The sequence below is a fragment of the Novosphingobium oxfordense genome, from assembly GCF_044029435.1.
In the GTDB taxonomy this organism is placed as follows: domain Bacteria; phylum Pseudomonadota; class Alphaproteobacteria; order Sphingomonadales; family Sphingomonadaceae; genus Novosphingobium.
Map to the genome: position 1 here is coordinate 1,449,036 of NZ_CP147005.1, position 16,367 is coordinate 1,465,402.

A 16,367-nucleotide genomic window follows, 5' to 3' on the forward strand; every position below is an offset into this window, starting at 1 on the left:
GCCGGAAAGCAGGGATCATCGGTCGTGGCGGCGTGACTGGCCATGGTCGACATTAGGACGGAAGGTAGTAGCAATGGCAAGCGGCAGCGCATCGAGCGGACAGACGGCAGGAAAGACCGTCGTCACGCGCTTTGCCCCCTCGCCCACGGGTTTTCTCCATATTGGCGGCGCGCGCACCGCGCTGTTCAACTGGCTCTATGCACGCCATTTCGGCGGCAAATATCTCCTCCGCATCGAAGATACCGACCGCGCCCGCTCGACCGAGCCGGCCATCGAGGCGATTTTCGACGGGTTGAACTGGCTGGGCCTTGGCGGTGACGAGGAAGCGGTATTCCAGTTCGCGCGGTCGGATCGTCACGCCGAAGTGGCTGCGGAACTGATCGCCAATGGTCATGCCTATCGCTGCTACCTCACATCCGAGGAACTGGCCGAGCGCCGCCAGAAGGCACAGGAAGAACGCCGCCCGTTCCGCATCGACAGCGAATGGCGCGATGCCGATCCGTCGACCTGGCCCACCGATCGCTCATACGTCGTGCGCGCCAAGGCGCCGCGCGATGGCGAAACCACGATCCAGGACCTCGTCCAGGGTGAAGTGACCGTCAAGAACGAGGAAATCGACGATTTCGTCATCCTGCGTTCGGATGGTACGCCGACTTATATGCTCGCGGTCGTCGTCGACGACAACGACATGGGCGTCACCCACGTCCTGCGCGGTGACGACCACCTGAACAACGCCTTCCGTCAGCTTGTGATCATTCACGGCATGGGCTGGGACGTTCCAGTCTACGGCCACGTGCCGCTGATCCACGGTTCGGATGGCGCCAAGCTTTCCAAGCGCCACGGCGCGCTGGGCGTCGATTCGTATCGCGACGACCTTGGCGTGCTGCCCGAAGCGCTGTTCAATTATCTGCTGCGGCTCGGCTGGGGCCATGGCGACGAGGAATTCATCGGCCGCGAACAGGCGGTCGAGTGGTTCGACATGGCCGACGTCGGCAAGTCGCCCTCGCGCTTCGACCTTGCCAAGCTGCAGAACCTCAACGGCCACTATCTGCGCGAAGCGGACGACGCCCGGCTTGCCGGCCTCGTTCAGCCGCGCCTCGAAGCGGCCGGTTACACCGATCCCGACATGACTTTGCTTACGCAGGCCATGCCCGTCCTGAAGGTCCGCGCGAAGGACCTGAACGAACTTGCCGAAGGCGCCGCCTTCCTGTTTGCCCAACGCCCGCTCGCCATGAGCGAAAAGGCGCAGGCGCTCCTGACCGACGAAGGGCGTTCGCGCCTTGCCGCGATCCACGAGCGTCTTTCCGGAGAGTCCGAATGGGCCCTGGAGGCACTGGAAGCCAGCCTCAAGGCAATGGCCGAGGAGCTGGGATTAGGCCTCGGCAAGCTCGCGCAGCCGCTGCGCGCCGCCCTGACTGGTCAGACGACCTCTCCGGGTATTTTCGACGTATTGGTTCTGCTCGGCCGGGACGAAAGCCTTGCTCGCATTGGCGCGCAGGCGAGCGCCACGACCGGGTCGCACATATAAGGAGTAAGAACTGGTGGGTGATCAGGTCAAACTGAATGCTGGCAACGGGGAAATCGATTTCCCGGTGCTGAAGGGCAGCGTCGGTCCGGATGTCGTCGACATCCGCAAGCTTTACGGCCAGACCGGCATGTTCACGTACGACCCCGGCTTCACCTCGACGGCGAGCTGCGAAAGCGCGCTCACCTACATCGATGGTGACGAAGGCGTCCTGCTCCACCGCGGTTACCCGATCGGCCAGCTTGCAGAGAATTCTTCCTTCATGGAAGTGTGCTACCTGCTGCTGAACGGCGAACTGCCGAACGTGGGTGAACTGGATGGCTTCACCAATACCATCACCCGCCACACCATGCTCCACGAGCAGCTGGCGACGTTCTACCGCGGCTTCCGCCGTGACGCCCACCCGATGGCGATCATGTGCGGTGTGGTCGGCGCCCTCTCGGCGTTCTACCATGACTCGACCGACATCTCGGATCCCGAGCACCGCAAGATCAGCTCGCACCGTCTCATCGCCAAGATGCCGACGATCGCTGCAGCTGCCTACAAGTATTCGGTTGGCCAGCCCTTCCTCTACCCGGACAACAAGCTGAGCTACACCGGCAACTTCCTGCGCATGACCTTCGGCGTGCCGGCGGAAGAATATGAAGTGATCCCCGCCGTCGAAAAGGCGATGGACCGCATCTTCATCCTCCATGCCGACCACGAGCAGAACGCGTCGACCTCGACCGTGCGTCTTGCCGGTTCGTCGGGCGCAAATCCGTTCGCGTGCATCGCGGCCGGCATCGCCTGCCTCTGGGGCCCCGCGCATGGCGGCGCGAACGAAGCCGCGCTTAACATGCTCAAGGAAATCGGCACCCCGGACAAGATCCCGCACTATATCGAGCGTGCGAAGGACAAGAACGATCCGTTCCGCCTGATGGGCTTCGGTCACCGCGTCTACAAAAATTACGACCCGCGTGCGACCGTCATGCAGAAGACCGTCCGCGAAGTGTTCGATGCGCTGAAGGTAAACGATCCGCTGTTCGAGACCGCGCTGCGCCTCGAAGAGATCGCCCTCAACGATCCGTACTTCGTCGAGAAGAAGCTGTTCCCGAACGTTGACTTCTATTCGGGCATCATCCTGTCGGCCATCGGCTTCCCGACCACGATGTTCACGGCGCTCTTCGCCCTTGCCCGCACCGTCGGCTGGGTGGCGCAGTGGAACGAAATGATCTCGGATCCAGGCCAGAAGATCGGCCGCCCGCGTCAGCTCTACACCGGCCCGACGCAGCGCGATTACGTGCCGATCGGCCAGCGCTGATCGATCGATCCGCGAACCATCGCGGTATCCGTCAAAGGCCCTCGCGAAAGCGGGGGCCTTTTTCGTTACCCCGCACGATCACGTATTGGGTTGCGAAAGCCATAAATTGGCCGCAAGTTGTTGCCAGGGACGGTGGGCAGACATTGGGGGCGCTACATGCTGTTCTTGCGTATTCTTGCCTTCATCATCGGGCTGTTCGCCGTGGCGCTGGGTGCACTCTGGGTCGGACAAGGCACCGGACTGATCCTCTGGCCCAGGGACAGCTTCATGATAGACGATCGCGGCTGGGCAGTGCGGGGCGCGGTGATGGCCTGCGTGGGCGCGATCCTGTTGTGGTTGGCGCGCCGGACCAACGGGCGCAGCAGCAATCGCCTGTAAAGCCGCGACTCTCAGCCTTCGCGATCGAGCGGCAATTCCAGCACGAAGCGGGCGCCTTGACCTGGTGCGCTTTCCACCCTGAGGTCGCCGCCCATCGCTCTTGCGAGCCGGCGGGAGATATAGAGGCCCAGTCCTGAGCCGCCGTCTCCACTGCGGCCAAGGCGCTCGAACTTCTCGAACACGCGTTCCTGATCCTCAACGGCCAGGCCGGGCCCCTGATCCGCTACAGTGATGCAGGCCCGGTCTGCCAAGGCATCCAACCGGATCCAGACTTGCGAATTCTCCGGCGAATAGCGGATCGCGTTGCCGAGAAGGTTGAGAAGGATCTGCAGCACTCGCCGGAATTCCGCCAATGTCGGCAAGCTCTCGCTCGCATGTGGCGGCTCCACGCGAATGCCCTTTTCGCGTGCCCGAACATTAAGAATTCCCGCCGCCTGCCGGGCGACTTCGGACAGGTCGATACTGTCAGCAGTAGTGCTGAAGCTGTCGGATTCGACGACTTCGAGATCGGCAAGATCTTCCAGCAACCCAAGCAGCAACGTGCCCGCTCCGGCGATTTCGCCAGCATATTCGGCATATGCATCGGGCAGTGGGCCTGCCAGTCGGGTTCGGATCGTTTCCGCGTTGGCGATGATCCGCGCAATCGGCTGGCGCAGCACCGGCGCCAGATCCTGCCCAACCAGGCCGCGACGCATGAGCGGTTCCGACACCGGCTCCGGAGCGGTCATCGTTTGCGATGGCACATCCGACACCAGCAGAAGTTCGAAGCCCGTGGGGTCGAACCCGGGCTGGAACTGAGGGACAAGCGCCACGCGCCATGGACGGAGCGAATTCTCGACCCGTATCGATGCGCCGTCCAGCAAGCGCCAGTGCAGTGGCTGCTTGTGAGTAATTTTCTCCGGCGGCAGGAACTCGGTCCAGGAACGCCCCAACCCGGCGGCCATCACCGCAGCTACATCGGCGAGTTCAGGACTCTCCGTCTCGACCGAGAGCACGCGCTGCGCCCCGTCAAGCCGCGCCGTCAGTTCGGCCAGGTGTCGATCCACCATCGTCCGACGGCGATCGGCGACCGAATTGTCCTCCACCGGCACCGGCGTTGCCTGCCAGTTCCTGACGACGATCTCGCAGTAACCGGCCGCTTCGCCCGCTTCCTCACCGTAGAGAGGCTGAATTTCCACCCATGCCGTAACGAACTCAGCACCGTCGAAAGCCGTGATCGCGCGCGCGAGTCGAAAACCATAGCTGCGCGCCTTGCGCACCAGATCGAGCAGTTCGGGGATCGCAATCGCGCCCGGCACGTCCCCGCCACAACGCACCTGCAGCCCGGCAAGCGGCTCGTCCGCGCGCGTCAGGCAATCCTGCGCGTCGCACTCGGCCCTGGCCACTATGTTGCCGGTCGCGAGCATCAGCCGCCCCGATACCCCGTTGCAAGAACGGCGGCGGCCATCTCGCCACTGACCTGCTCAAACGCATCCGGCAGAACATGGCCAGGATGGAACGCCACCAACTGGTGGCTGACTTCGTCGGTTGCCAGTCCGGCCGCACGCAGTGCAAGCGCAAGCCGTGCGGCCTGCGCGTCATGCGTCGACAGCGCCAGCACGTCGCGATCCAGTCCCGATCGGAGGGATAATGCGGAAAGGAACAGCGCCAAGCCGCCATATTGGATCACAAGGGCCGTTCCACCGGAATTGCCAAGCGCCATGACAAGCCGTGCCGCGAGGCCGAGCCTGCTGGAGCCTTCCTCGTAGCGCGCCCTTACCGCAGCCTCCGCCATCGCGATTCGCTCGGCGGCCCCGGCGGTGCCGGACAACGCGATCCGCAGCGCCTGAAGTGCGGCATGAAGCAATTCTCCAGGCAGTTCGGTAAACGGCAGGCCCATCCTGCGCTGCGCCTGGCACCAACGCGCCTGGGAAGCCAGCCAGGTCATGGCGAGGCCCTGCATCGCCTCGTTCTCCGAAGAGACGAGCGATTGCAGCAGCGGCGAAACCACCGGGTCCAGCGCCATGCGCGTCTGCAACAGGTCCGTCAGGCGCCATTCCAGCGCAAGGGCATGGGCGTGCGTCAGCAGGGCGCGCTGGTCCATGAGGGCAAGGACGAGCGCCTCATGCTCCTCGCTACCTGTAGGAGCGACCATCTGCCCCACGTGCGTTTCAAGCAGCCCGCGCGCAAGGTCGCCAAGCAGCCCACGCACGCGGGCGAGTATCTCATCGCTGAACAAGGCCCCATCCTGCGCAGACAGCAGGTGGCGCAGAACCGGCTGCACGCTCTCGGCGAGGACGTCCCCCCGCGCGAGCTCCGCGCGTAACAGGGCCTCCACGGTTTGAACGTGGGCCGGACGGACAGCATTGTCGATCATCCGTCCCCTCTACCTCGCAGTTGGTTAAGCCCCGGTTATCCTTTGCGGCGCAGCGGAAGCGCCATACCCAGAACAACCAGAACCACCGCCAGAACTTCAACCAAGGGCTCAACCTGCCCGAAACCGGCCGCAAGCGCCAGTACCACGCAAAGCAGCGCCCGATCATTCGCAAACCGCGTTACCGGCCCGGCGACCACACGCGGCACCAAGGCCAGCAGCATCATCAACATCGCCGGCGGGAACATCCACGAAAGCAGGCTTTCGCCGAACAGACGCGTCACACTCGCAAGGATGAGCAAGCCAATGGTCGCGTCTATCAGCCAACCCAGCACATTCGCGCGCGGAATGGCCGGCGGAAGCTGCCCCAGCGCCTGACGTTCGGCGGATCGGATCAGCCGGCTCGCCTCGACGAGAATCGCCCCCAGTGCCCCGAACAGGAACGCGGTCGATAAAGCGCCAAACCAGGCAAGCCCCCCCGCGATTGCCAGTGCCACCAGCACGGCGGCACTCAAGACATTGCTGGCATTCCCCGCATGAAGCAATGTCGATCCGAACGCGACAACGCCCTTGCGGGCCACCGCCTGCCCCGGCGACATCCGCTCGCCCGCGCCAAATCGTTCGCGCAGCCACTCGGTTTCCACTGCATGGGCCTCGGCTTCGTTACGAACCATGCGCCAATTGGCGCCGCCCCGGGCATCAGCCGGAATTTCGCGCATGGGCACACCCGATTGCAGCGCAATGCGCATCAGTGCGGACGGCACATCGCAATCGGCGGGCAGTTCGTGAAGCTGTTCAACCAGGCGACCGGGCACTTGCAGCAGACCGGCACCGGCACGGTTGAGGTCGATACGCTCGAATCCTTCCGCCAGCGCGCCTTCCACCGGCTGCACCAACACGGCAGGCGCCACACCGTCGAACAACGCTGCCGCGCGCGCGGGATCTGCAAAAAGTCCCTCGCTGACCACGACAAGCTCGTCACTTGCCGTCACCAGCCCGGATAGCGGCCGCGCGCCGGTGGAAATGTAAAATTGCAGCCCGGCGTCCTCCGCCGCGTGCTGAAGCGCTATAAGTTCAGGAGAGGTTCCACGGGCGATGCAGATCACCCTCTGGCAATCCATCGCCAGCGCCAGCCCCAACTGGTGTCGGGCAAGCGTCGACCCGCCCACGCGCAGGAATGCGCGCGGAACCGGCTGTCCCGCTGCCGCGGGCTCCGTCATGGCCAGCAATGCGATACGCAGCGTGCAACCCTCCAGCGACCCCGCACCATGTAAGCAAGGGAAGCCCGGGTGCCAAGCGTGTGCCTGAATTCAGCTGTCGGAAAACTCGGACAAGTAGGCCCGCAGGCGCCGGACAATCGCCGGATCGCCCGGCGCGCCTTCAAGCGCATCCTCGGCAAGCGCCAGCAGTGGCGCGCTGTGGAAGCTGGCGGCAATGCCCTTCAACCGCATCGCTGCGACGTGCCAGTTCCCGTCACAACGCGACCGCGCGAGAAGATCCGCCTGCCGCGCCACGCTTTCAACATACGACGATCGCAGTTCCGCGAAGAGATCTGCATCCCCTCCCGCGGCTGCGGCCAGCGTGGCCTCCAGTGCACCTGCTTCATACGCCATTTCCCCAGCTTAATCCGGGAAGGGTTAAAGCGGGGTTTATTGCCGCGACGCACATGGTATCCTGCCGCCATGGCTGGGGAAAACAGGATCATCGCGTTCGGCGCGAACCAGGAAGAGAATGGCGCGGGTTCGCAGCCGGCCATCACGGAAATCGAGCATGAGGCCATGACGCCGTCGCAAGACGAATGGCAGCGGGCTTTCGCGCCCGTGGAACCGGCTGAAGCGTCGCGCTTGCCGGGCTGGGCGATCCCTGCCCTCGCCTCCGTGGTGGCGCTTGCGTGGACTGGTTTCTTCCTTTGGGCGCAATGGCCCACTCTGTCCCAAATGTCGCTCGATAGCGTGCCGAACGCTCTCACGACCTGGGCGGTGCCGCTGCTGTTGATTGGCCTCATCTGGCTTCTGGCCATGCGCCACAGCGCCCGCGAAGGCCGCCGCTTTGGCGATGTCGCGCGATCGCTTTCCCGCGAATCCGCAAACCTGGAAGCACGGTTGACCGCGGTAAACCGCGAGCTTTCCCTTGCACGGGAGTTCGTGGCCGCCCAGTCCCGCGATCTGGAAGCGCTGGGCCGCATCGCCACGGAACGTCTTTCCCAAAATGCCGAACGCTTGCAGGAGCTTATCCGCGACAATGGTGGCCGCGTCGATTCTATCAGCAATGTTAGCGTGGCCGCGCTCGACAACATGGAAAAGCTGCGCAGCCAGCTTCCAGTAATCGCCAGCTCAGCCAAGGACGTCACCAACAATATCGGCAATGCCGGACGGGCCGCGCATGTCCAGCTTGAGGACATGATCAACGGCTTCAATCGCCTTAACGAATTCGGCTCTGCCAGCGAACGTCAGGTGACGCGTCTGCGCGAAGCGGTCGGCTCGGCGATCGACGAATTCACCACGCGTTGCGACCACATGGCCACTCTGGCGGATGACCGCTTTGCTGCTCTGACCGAACGCGGCGAGGCTTTCCGCACCGAATTGGATCGGCATGAGGTAGAGGCGCTTGCCGGAATCCGCACGCGCGCCGCAGCGCTGGAAACCGAGATCGCCGACACCCGCGCCCAGCTTGACCGGCACGAGGAGGAAAGCCTCACCTCGCTGCGCGCCAGACTCGTATCGCTCCGCGAAGAGAGCGACGTCGTTTCACGCGCTCTGCGTGACGGCGAAGGGCGCGCGACCGAGGCCTGGCGCAAGGCGCTGGAAGAACTCGAGGACGAACAACGCGAAGTGGCGCGCGCCATTGCCCTCACCCAGGACACCGCGATTGGCGCCCTTCGGGCATGCCTTGATTCCGTCGCCAAGGATACAGAACAGTTCGACGCCTCCATCACCGAACGCCGCGAACGGCTTGCCTCCGAATTGAACGAGCGTCAGGCCCGCCAATCCGAGCATGAGCGCGCGGCCATGGCGCGAATCGAGAGCATGCTTGGCGACCTCGACACCGGTATCGCTGAAAGGCTGGAACGCCATCGCCTGCAGGCCGCCACCCTTGGAGAGCGCGCCGGCGCGATCACTGCGGAGCTGGAACGCTATCAGGCCCGGCTCGATGCCATCGCCTCCAGCAGCGAGACGATCGAAAACCGTCTCTCCACCAGCCTTGGCACCCTTACCGAGCGGCTCACCGCCGCCCGGGCAACGCTGACCGCAACCGATGGTGACGTAGACAAGCTCACTGAAGCCAGCGTTCGCCTCCTCGAATTGATCCAGGGCAGCGCACGCTACGCCAACCATGAGCTGCCGGAATCGCTCGCCGTTTCCGAAGACCGGCTCAATCGGCTGCAATCGGCAATCGCCACCTTGCTGGACGCTCTTCGGGAATCGACGAGCACGAGCACAACACTTGTCGGCACGGTGGAAACTTCCAGCCTCAGCCTCAAAGCTCTGGCGGCGGAACTGATCGAGGCGCAGGCCGATCTCTCGCAAAGCGGAGAGGCCCACGCCAAACTCCTCGACGAACTCCGCCAGTCGGTCGCGGCCATCGAGATCGCAACCGGCGATGCAGCAGGCAAAGCCCAGGGCGAATTACGCAACGCGATCGCGGCGCTTCAGGCGGCTCTTGGCGAAGCCACCGACGCCATCGAAAGCGACAGTGCCCAGCGCATCGCTCTCGTAGCTGAAAACCTGGGATCGGAAAGTGCACAGGCCATCGACAAGGCCATGCGCCAGCGCGTCGCCGAAGTTGCCGGCCAACTCGATCAGGCGGTCGCCCACGCATCAGGAGCCACGCGCGAGGCCACCATTCAACTGCGTGACCAGTTGGGCAAGGTCGACGAATTGGTCGGCAATCTCGAAAACCGTGTCGCCCATGCCCGGGAACAAGCGGAAGAACAGGTCGACAATGACTTCGCCCGCCGCGTCGCCCTGATAACCGAATCGCTCAATTCCAACGCTATCGACATTGCCACTTCGCTGTCAGCCGATGTTTCGGACACCTCATGGGCGTCCTACCTTCGCGGCGATCGCGGCATTTTCACGAGGCGGGCCGTCGCCCTGTTGGATGCCGGCGAAGTGAAATCGATCCAGCAGCTGTTCGAGCGTGACAACGCGTTTCGGGAACACGTCAGCCGCTATATTCACGATTTCGAGGCGATCCTGCGCCAGATTCTCTCGACGCGCGACGGGAATGCCCTGGGGGTCACGCTGCTCTCGTCGGACATGGGCAAGCTCTATGTGGCCCTGGCGCAAGGCATCGAACGCCTGCGCAACTGAGTTGAAACGAAAAAGGCGACAGATATCCAAATCTGTCGCCTTTTTCTGAACACTGGCTCTCCAGTGGATCGGGAACTCAGTAGCCCAATTCCTTCACCGGTGGCTGGCCGAAGAAATTCAGGTCGTCCACCGTGATCCACTGCTGGGCATAGTTCACGTAATAGAGGCCGAACAACACGACCGCCAGGATCGTGGCGCGCTTGGCGATCAGCTTGGGCCGGAAGTTGACTGGCGCGCTGGTGGCGTGCCCCTTCTCGACAACATAGCCCTCCACTTCATCGGGCGTGCGCAGGCCGAACGGCATGACCAGGAAGGCGCTGAGAACCCAGAACAAACCGTAGATCGCCACGATCGAAGTCCATTGCATGGCCATCGTTCAATCCTCCAGAAGCAGAACCTGCACTTGCGGCTTCTTGCCAGACCAGCGCGTTGCGGCGCGACGGGCAGCCAAGCGGGCTGCCTCGATCCGCACTTCGCGATCCGACTTCTTTGCCCGGTTCAGCGCTTCGGCAACGTCCCTCTGCGCTTCCTCGACGAACTTTGCGTAATCCTCGTCAAGCGGCAGGCCGATCGCTGCAACCTGCACGTGTCCCTTGCGGTCCGCGGCCACAGAGACGACGCCGTTGTAGGAAATCCGGCGGCGCATCACCATTGCATCGCCGTCCGCCGGCGCGATGATATCGCCATCGAGAATGAGGCGCCCCGAGCGAACTTCGCCGAACTTTCCAGGGTGACTGGGTGCGAGACGAACGAGATCGCCGTTCTTCTGGAAGATCGCCTTGGGAATGCCGGTCGCCAGGCCGAGCCGAGCCTGTTCACGCATATGGCGGACTTCGCCGTGAACCGGCACGAGGATTTCGGGCCGCAGCCAGCCATAGAGCGCTTCGAGTTCCGGGCGTCCCGGATGGCCCGACACGTGGATCGGGCTCTGACGATCGGTAACGATCACAATGCCTGCGTCCGAAAGCCGGTTCTGGATACGGCCGATGGGGATTTCATTCCCCGGGATCTGGCGGCTGGAAAACAGCACCACATCGCCGGAATCCAGCTTGATCGGATGGTTGCCTTCCGCAATGCGCGCCAGCGCCGCGCGGGGTTCACCCTGCCCGCCGGTCGCGACGATCAGCACTTCGCCGCGGGGCAGATCCATCGCCGTTTCGATGTCGACCAATTCCGGCAGCTTGCCAAGGTAACCGCTGGCCTGGGCGGTCTCGATGATACGGTCAAGCGAGCGCCCCGCGACACAGAGCTTGCGATTGGTCTTGCGTGCCACGTCGCCCAGCGTCTGCAGCCGTGCCACGTTGGAGGCGAAAGTCGTCACCAGCACGCGTTTGCCGCGATGCTTCTTCACTTCCTCCAGCAGTCCGCGATAGACTTCACCTTCGGAGCCCGAGGCCTGCGGGTTGAACACATTGGTCGAATCGCAGACCAGGGCGAGCACGCCCTCATCCCCGATCGCGGTCAGTTCCTGCGAGGTTGCCGGCGTGCCGACTTGCGGCTCATCATCCAGCTTCCAGTCGCCCGTATGGAAGATCTTGCCGTAAGGCGTGTCGATCAGCAGCGCATTGCCCTCGGCGATCGAGTGCGCCAGCGGAACGTAGCGAATACCGAAGGGCCCAAGCTCGAAGCGTTCGAGGTCATCGACGACGATCAGTTCGATCTCATCAAGGATGCCGGCTTCTTCCAGTTTCGCAGCGACGAGCCGCGCCGTGAAGGGCGTGGCGTAAATCGGCACGCCGAGTTCCTGGGCGAAGTAAGGCACTGCGCCGATATGATCCTCATGCGCATGGGTCAGCACGATACCAAGCAGGTTCTCCCGCTCATCCTCGATGAATTCGAGGTCGGCAAATACCAGATCGACGCCCGGGTACTCATTCATGCCGAAGGTCATGCCAAGATCGACCATCAGCCACTTGCCCTGGCAGCCGTAGAGATTGACGTTCATGCCAATCTCGCCAGACCCACCCAGCGCACAAAACAGCAGTTCGTTACCCGGAATCACTTCTTCGCAGCCCTTTCGGCGAGAATTACAAGGCCCTCCAACGTCAGATCGGCGTCGACGGCATCAAAAATATCAGTCGCCTTGTCGAACAGCACGGCCAGGCCGCCCGTGGCGATTACTTTGGCGGGGCGGCCAATCTCCGCACGCATGCGCGCGATCAGGCCTTCCATCATCGCCACATAGCCCCAGAAGACGCCGATCAGCATCTGGTCCTCGGTATTGCGGCCGATCACCGATTTGGTTTCCGGCACGGCGATGGCGATGCGCGGTAACTTCGCGGTGTTGCCCACCAGCGCGTCGAGCGAGAGGTTGATGCCCGGCGCAATGATACCGCCCTTGTAGGCGCCGTGATAGTCTACGACATCCAATGTGGTCGCGGTGCCGAAATCGACCACGATCAGGTCGCCGCCATGCCGCTCATGCGCGGCAATCGCGTTGACGGCGCGGTCGGCCCCCAGCGAGCGCGGCTGGTCCACGTCGATATCGATGGCATAGTCTGCCTTGCCCTGCCCCGCGATCAGCGGCTCCACCTCGAAATAGTGGCGGCAGAGGATTTCCAGATTGTGCAGCGCGCGGGGCACCACGGTGGAGATGATGATGCTGTCCACCGCCTTGGGATCGACGCCGCGGATCGCCAGCAGTTGCATCAGCCAGACGGCATATTCGTCGCCAGTGCGGCGCGGATCGGTGGCGATGCGCCAGCGGCCACGCAGCGTGCGGCCTTCGAAAAGCGCGAAAACGACATTGGTATTGCCGGCATCGATCGCGAGCAGCATGGAAATCCCTTCAGACCAGCGAGACGTCGCCCGCATGGATGACACGTAGGCCACCGTCGGCAAGACGCAAGCGCAGAGCGCCGTCCGGGTCAAGCCCGGCGAAGGTTCCGGTGACCTGCCCTTCCCCATCCAGCATTACTTTCAATGCCGTTCCCAACGGATAGGCGCTCTGCTGCCATGCCGCCAGCGTGCCGGAAAGCCCTTCGCATCGCCATTGGGCAAGACGCTCGGCAAAGCGGGCATCCAACACATGGAGCACGGCCTGCGCATCTATATCCGATGCCCCGGAAGCAAGGATTGAGGTCGTGGCCCGGTCGGACAGCTCTGGTGCGGAAACGACATTGACGCCGATCCCGACGATCACATGATCGCCAGAGCGTTCGAGCAGAATGCCGCTGATCTTGGCGCCATCGACCAGAACGTCGTTAGGCCACTTGAGCTGGACGGAAGCTGCAGCGGGCAGCAGCGATAGCACGAGATCGCACACGGCCAGCGCCGCTACGAATGCCAATGTATGAACAGGCGGGTCATCGGCCCGCAGCGCCACGACAGTGCTGGCATAGAGATTGCCCGCGGGCGAGGACCATGCCTTGCCCCGGCGGCCGCGCCCGGCGCTCTGTCGCACCGCGCGCAGCCAGAAGCCTTCGCCAATGCCCTCGCCGGCGCCTAAGCGCCGGACGAGATCGGCATTGGTCGAAGCGGTCTCTTCTACGACCTCTATCAAAGGCCGGCGAAGAGAGCCGAAGCGGCCGTGTCGGCCAGATGGCCCAGCCACTTGGTGAGCAGGAAGCCAAGCGGCGAGATGACGATGCACGAACCGATCAGGATCAGCTTGTGCCAGATGTCGCTCTCACCCTTCACCACGTCTGCCGGTTCATCGAAGTACATGATCTTGACGACTTTGAGGTAGTAGAACGCACCGATCACCGAGGCTGCAAAGCCCAGCGCCGCCAGCGCGACCATTCCACCGTCCACGGCCGCCTTGAAGACCAGGAACTTGCCCCAGAAGCCGAACATCGGCGGGATACCGGCGAGGCTGAACATGACCATGGCGAGGCCAAGTGCCAGACCCGGACGGGTACGCGACAGGCCGGCCATCTTGCTCAGATCCTCGACCTGATCGCCATTTTCGTCGGTGAGCATCAGGATCATCGCGAAACCGCCGATCGACATCGCGACATAGATCGCGAGGTAGAACAGCATGGCGGAGATGCCCTGCGGCGTGGCGACGGCGAGGCCGACCAGCATGAAGCCGACGTTGTTGATCGACGAATAGGCCATCAGTCGCTTGATGTTCGACTGGCGGATGGCGCCGAGGGCACCGACGACGATCGAGGCGAGTGCCGCGAAGACGACGATCTGCTGCCATGCATGGGGCTGATTGCCGAACGCCTCAACGGCGACGCGCATGGTCAGCGCCATGGCCGCGACCTTAGGGGCCGTGGCGAAGAGCGTGGTCACCGGGGTCGGCGCGCCTTCATAAACGTCGGGCGTCCACATGTGGAACGGCACGGCGCTGATCTTGAAGGCCAGACCCGCAAGGACGAACACCAGGCCGAACAGCGCACCGCGCGAAAGGCCCTGCGCCATCGAAGCGCTGATGCCATCGAACGACGTGGTACCGGCAAAACCGTAAGTCAGGCTCATGCCGAACAGCAGGATGCCCGAAGCCAGCGCGCCCAGCACGAAGTACTTGAGGCCCGCTTCGGCCGAACGACCGTCGGTGCGCAGGAACGCCGCCAAGACGTAAGCCGCCAGCGAGTTCATCTCGAGGCCGACATACAGCGTGATGAGGTTCGTGGCCGAAACCATCATGCTCATGCCGATCGTCGCCAGCAGGATGAGCACCGGATATTCGGCGCGCATCGCGTTGAAGCGATCGAAGAACTTCGGCGCCACCATCAGGGCGACAGCAGCCGAAATATAGATCAGCACCTTGGCGTAGGACGCGAAGGCGTCGGCCTTGAACTGGCCGAAGAAGGCGTAAGTATCCACTCCCATGGCGCCGCCGCAAAGCGCGGGGGCAACCAGGAAGCCGGCGGCGACGAGCGCCGCCACGGCGAGAACGGAGATCAGCTTGGCTGCCTTGTCGCCACCCCAGGCGGCGATCAGGAGCAAGACGAGGCTTGCAATGCTAAGCGTTTCTTCCGGCGCGATCAGGCGCAGTGAGTGAGCCCAGTCCATCAGTGTGCCCCCTCATGCGCAGCGGCTTCTTCGTGCGCAGGCTTTTCCTTGCCGATTGCCAACTTGGCGTCTCCTTCCGGCTTTGCGCGAGCGAGCCGGGCGTCGAGCGCGGCAATATCTGCGCGCATCGGAGCGATGAAGCTCTCAGGGTAGACGCCCATCCACAGCACCGCGAGACCCAGCGCACCGACCATGATCAGTTCGCGAGCGTCGAGGTCGACCATGGCGGCGGCATCGGCATTCTTCTGGTCGCCAAAGGCAACCCGGCGATAGAGGTAGAGCATGTAGGCAGCGCCCAGGATGATACCGGTGGTGCAGATCAGCGCCGTCCAGCTCGATGCCTGGTAGATACCGCCAAGGCTCAGGAATTCGCCGACGAAACCGCTGGTGCCCGGAAGGCCGATCGAGGCCATCGTGAAGAGCAGGAAGAACAGCGCGTAACGCGGCATGTTGATGGCGAGGCCGCCGTAACGGGCGATCTCACGGGTGTGCAGGCGATCGTAGATGATGCCGACGCAAAGGAACAGCGCGCCCGACACGAGGCCGTGGCTGAGCATGACCAACATCGAGCCTTCGAGGCCCTGCGGATTGAAAGCGAAGAGACCGATGGTCACGATCGCCATGTGGGCGACCGACGAGTAGGCGATCAGCTTCTTCATATCGTCCTGCACCAACGCGATGAGCGAGGTGATGACGACGGCGGCCATCGACAGGCCCCATACCAGCGGCGCAAAGTAGGCCGAGGCTTCGGGGAACATCGGCAGCGAGAAGCGGATGAAGCCGTAGCCACCCATCTTCAACAGCACGCCCGCCAGGATGACCGAGCCTGCGGTCGGCGCCTGAACGTGCGCGGCAGGAAGCCAGGTGTGGACCGGCCACATCGGCATCTTCACCGCGAAGCTGGCGAAGAAGGCGAGCCAGAGCCAGGTCTGGACCTTCGGGTCGAAGTCGTAGTTCATCAGTTCGGGGACGGAGGTCGTGCCGGCGGTGTGGACCATCCACAGCATCGCCACGAGCATCAGCACCGAGCCGAGCAGCGTATAGAGGAAGAACTTGTACGAGGCGTAGATACGGTCCGCGCCGCCCCAGATGCCGATGATCAGGTACATCGGGATCAGGCCCGCTTCGAAGAACATGTAGAACAGGAAGATGTCCTGAGCCACGAACACGCCGATCATCAGCGTTTCAACGAGCAGGAAGGCAGCCATGTATTCGCCGACGCGCTTCTCGATCGAATTCCAGCTCGCGCCGATACAGATCGGCATGAGGAACACGGAAAGCATGATCAGAAGAAGTGCGATACCGTCGATGCCGAGGGCATAGGAGAAGCCCGAGAACAGCTCATGCCGTTCCGTGAACTGCCACTGCGCGCCGCCGACGTCGAAGTTCATCCAGAGGACGATGCCAAGTGCAAGGTCCGCGAGGGTGGCGACAAGCGCCACCACTCGGGCCGATTTGGCATCAAGGTAAAGACACGCCAGTGCCGCCGCGAGCGGCACCAGCAACATCAGACTGAGGATCGGAAAACCACTCATC

The 16,367-nt window shown here is 63.2% G+C and carries 14 protein-coding genes; 4 read left to right on the plus strand and 10 right to left on the minus strand.

All coding sequences use genetic code 11. The features are described 5' to 3' along the window. Positions 1-73: 73 nt before the first annotated feature. The 3 genes from gltX (at position 74) to WBP07_RS06680 (ending at position 3,203) form a co-directional block, all read left to right on the plus strand. Positions 74-1,528: a glutamate--tRNA ligase gene (gene gltX, locus WBP07_RS06670; protein ID WP_395395027.1), complete on the plus strand. Its 1,455-nt coding sequence runs from the start codon at positions 74-76 to the stop codon at positions 1,526-1,528. 13 nt (positions 1,529-1,541) lie between these two features. Further along, entirely contained in the window at positions 1,542-2,825 is a 1,284-nt protein-coding gene (locus WBP07_RS06675; protein ID WP_395395028.1) for a citrate synthase, read from the plus strand. 156 nt (positions 2,826-2,981) lie between these two features. Beyond that, positions 2,982-3,203, plus strand: a complete 222-nt coding sequence (locus WBP07_RS06680) for a hypothetical protein (RefSeq protein ID WP_395395030.1) — start codon at positions 2,982-2,984, stop codon at positions 3,201-3,203. Between the two features lie 11 nt (positions 3,204-3,214). Here the strand turns inward: WBP07_RS06680 and WBP07_RS06685 are convergent, their stop codons facing one another. The 4 genes from WBP07_RS06685 to WBP07_RS06700 form a co-directional block, all read right to left on the minus strand. Beyond that, the gene (locus WBP07_RS06685; protein WP_395395032.1) at positions 3,215-4,609 is read right to left on the minus strand and encodes a sensor histidine kinase; all 1,395 of its coding nucleotides are present in this window, start codon (positions 4,607-4,609) and stop codon (positions 3,215-3,217) included. After that, on the minus strand, positions 4,609-5,559 hold the full coding sequence (locus tag WBP07_RS06690; protein ID WP_395395033.1) for a hypothetical protein: 951 nt from the start codon (positions 5,557-5,559) through the stop codon (positions 4,609-4,611). The genes WBP07_RS06685 and WBP07_RS06690 overlap by 1 nt, the downstream gene beginning before the upstream one ends. A gap of 35 nt (positions 5,560-5,594) precedes the next feature. Further along, positions 5,595-6,776, minus strand: a complete 1,182-nt coding sequence (locus tag WBP07_RS06695) for a hypothetical protein (protein ID WP_395395034.1) — start codon at positions 6,774-6,776, stop codon at positions 5,595-5,597. A 90-nt stretch (positions 6,777-6,866) separates the two neighbouring features. Beyond that, positions 6,867-7,169: an Hpt domain-containing protein gene (locus WBP07_RS06700; protein WP_395395035.1), complete on the minus strand. Its 303-nt coding sequence runs from the start codon at positions 7,167-7,169 to the stop codon at positions 6,867-6,869. Positions 7,170-7,238: 69 nt separating this feature from the next. On the opposite strand from WBP07_RS06700, the gene WBP07_RS06705 reads away from it, so the two are divergent. Then, complete coding sequence (locus WBP07_RS06705; protein WP_395395036.1) at positions 7,239-9,869, plus strand: ATPase; 2,631 nt, start codon at positions 7,239-7,241, stop codon at positions 9,867-9,869. A 76-nt stretch (positions 9,870-9,945) separates the two neighbouring features. Here WBP07_RS06705 and WBP07_RS06710 read toward each other — a convergent pair whose 3' ends face one another. From WBP07_RS06710 to WBP07_RS06735, 6 genes are read right to left on the minus strand one after another with little or no spacing between them, the layout of a single operon-like run. Then, positions 9,946-10,236 carry a DUF1467 family protein gene (locus tag WBP07_RS06710; protein WP_395395742.1) on the minus strand — a complete coding sequence of 97 codons (291 nt, stop codon included), beginning with the start codon at positions 10,234-10,236 and terminating at the stop codon, positions 9,946-9,948. Positions 10,237-10,245: 9 nt separating this feature from the next. After that, positions 10,246-11,871 (minus strand): ribonuclease J, encoded by a 1,626-nt coding sequence (locus tag WBP07_RS06715; RefSeq protein WP_395395037.1) that lies wholly within the window; start codon positions 11,869-11,871, stop codon positions 10,246-10,248. Then, positions 11,868-12,647 (minus strand): type III pantothenate kinase, encoded by a 780-nt coding sequence (locus WBP07_RS06720; RefSeq protein WP_395395038.1) that lies wholly within the window; start codon positions 12,645-12,647, stop codon positions 11,868-11,870. The genes WBP07_RS06715 and WBP07_RS06720 overlap by 4 nt, the downstream gene beginning before the upstream one ends. 10 nt (positions 12,648-12,657) lie before the next feature. Continuing rightward, entirely contained in the window at positions 12,658-13,371 is a 714-nt protein-coding gene (locus WBP07_RS06725; RefSeq protein WP_395395040.1) for a biotin--[acetyl-CoA-carboxylase] ligase, read from the minus strand. Next, on the minus strand, positions 13,368-14,831 hold the full coding sequence (nuoN, locus tag WBP07_RS06730) for an NADH-quinone oxidoreductase subunit NuoN (protein ID WP_395395042.1): 1,464 nt from the start codon (positions 14,829-14,831) through the stop codon (positions 13,368-13,370). Before nuoN ends, WBP07_RS06725 begins: the two co-directional genes overlap by 4 nt. Continuing rightward, complete coding sequence (locus WBP07_RS06735; RefSeq protein ID WP_395395043.1) at positions 14,831-16,366, minus strand: NADH-quinone oxidoreductase subunit M; 1,536 nt, start codon at positions 16,364-16,366, stop codon at positions 14,831-14,833. The genes nuoN and WBP07_RS06735 overlap by 1 nt, the downstream gene beginning before the upstream one ends. Between the last annotated feature and the right edge of the window lies 1 nt (position 16,367).

Coding starts and splice junctions, on each gene's coding strand:
- WBP07_RS06735 (WP_395395043.1), bottom strand. CDS start 16,366: ATGAGTGGTTTTCCGATCCTCAGTCTGATGTTGCTGGTGCCGCTCGCG.
- WBP07_RS06685 (WP_395395032.1), bottom strand. CDS start 4,609: ATGCTCGCGACCGGCAACATAGTGGCCAGGGCCGAGTGCGACGCGCAG.
- WBP07_RS06705 (WP_395395036.1), top strand. CDS start 7,239: ATGGCTGGGGAAAACAGGATCATCGCGTTCGGCGCGAACCAGGAAGAG.
- WBP07_RS06680 (WP_395395030.1), top strand. CDS start 2,982: ATGCTGTTCTTGCGTATTCTTGCCTTCATCATCGGGCTGTTCGCCGTG.
- nuoN (WP_395395042.1), bottom strand. CDS start 14,831: ATGGACTGGGCTCACTCACTGCGCCTGATCGCGCCGGAAGAAACGCTT.
- WBP07_RS06695 (WP_395395034.1), bottom strand. CDS start 6,776: ATGACGGAGCCCGCGGCAGCGGGACAGCCGGTTCCGCGCGCATTCCTG.
- gltX (WP_395395027.1), top strand. CDS start 74: ATGGCAAGCGGCAGCGCATCGAGCGGACAGACGGCAGGAAAGACCGTC.
- WBP07_RS06710 (WP_395395742.1), bottom strand. CDS start 10,236: ATGCAATGGACTTCGATCGTGGCGATCTACGGTTTGTTCTGGGTTCTC.
- WBP07_RS06720 (WP_395395038.1), bottom strand. CDS start 12,647: ATGCTGCTCGCGATCGATGCCGGCAATACCAATGTCGTTTTCGCGCTT.
- WBP07_RS06700 (WP_395395035.1), bottom strand. CDS start 7,169: ATGGCGTATGAAGCAGGTGCACTGGAGGCCACGCTGGCCGCAGCCGCG.
- WBP07_RS06690 (WP_395395033.1), bottom strand. CDS start 5,559: ATGATCGACAATGCTGTCCGTCCGGCCCACGTTCAAACCGTGGAGGCC.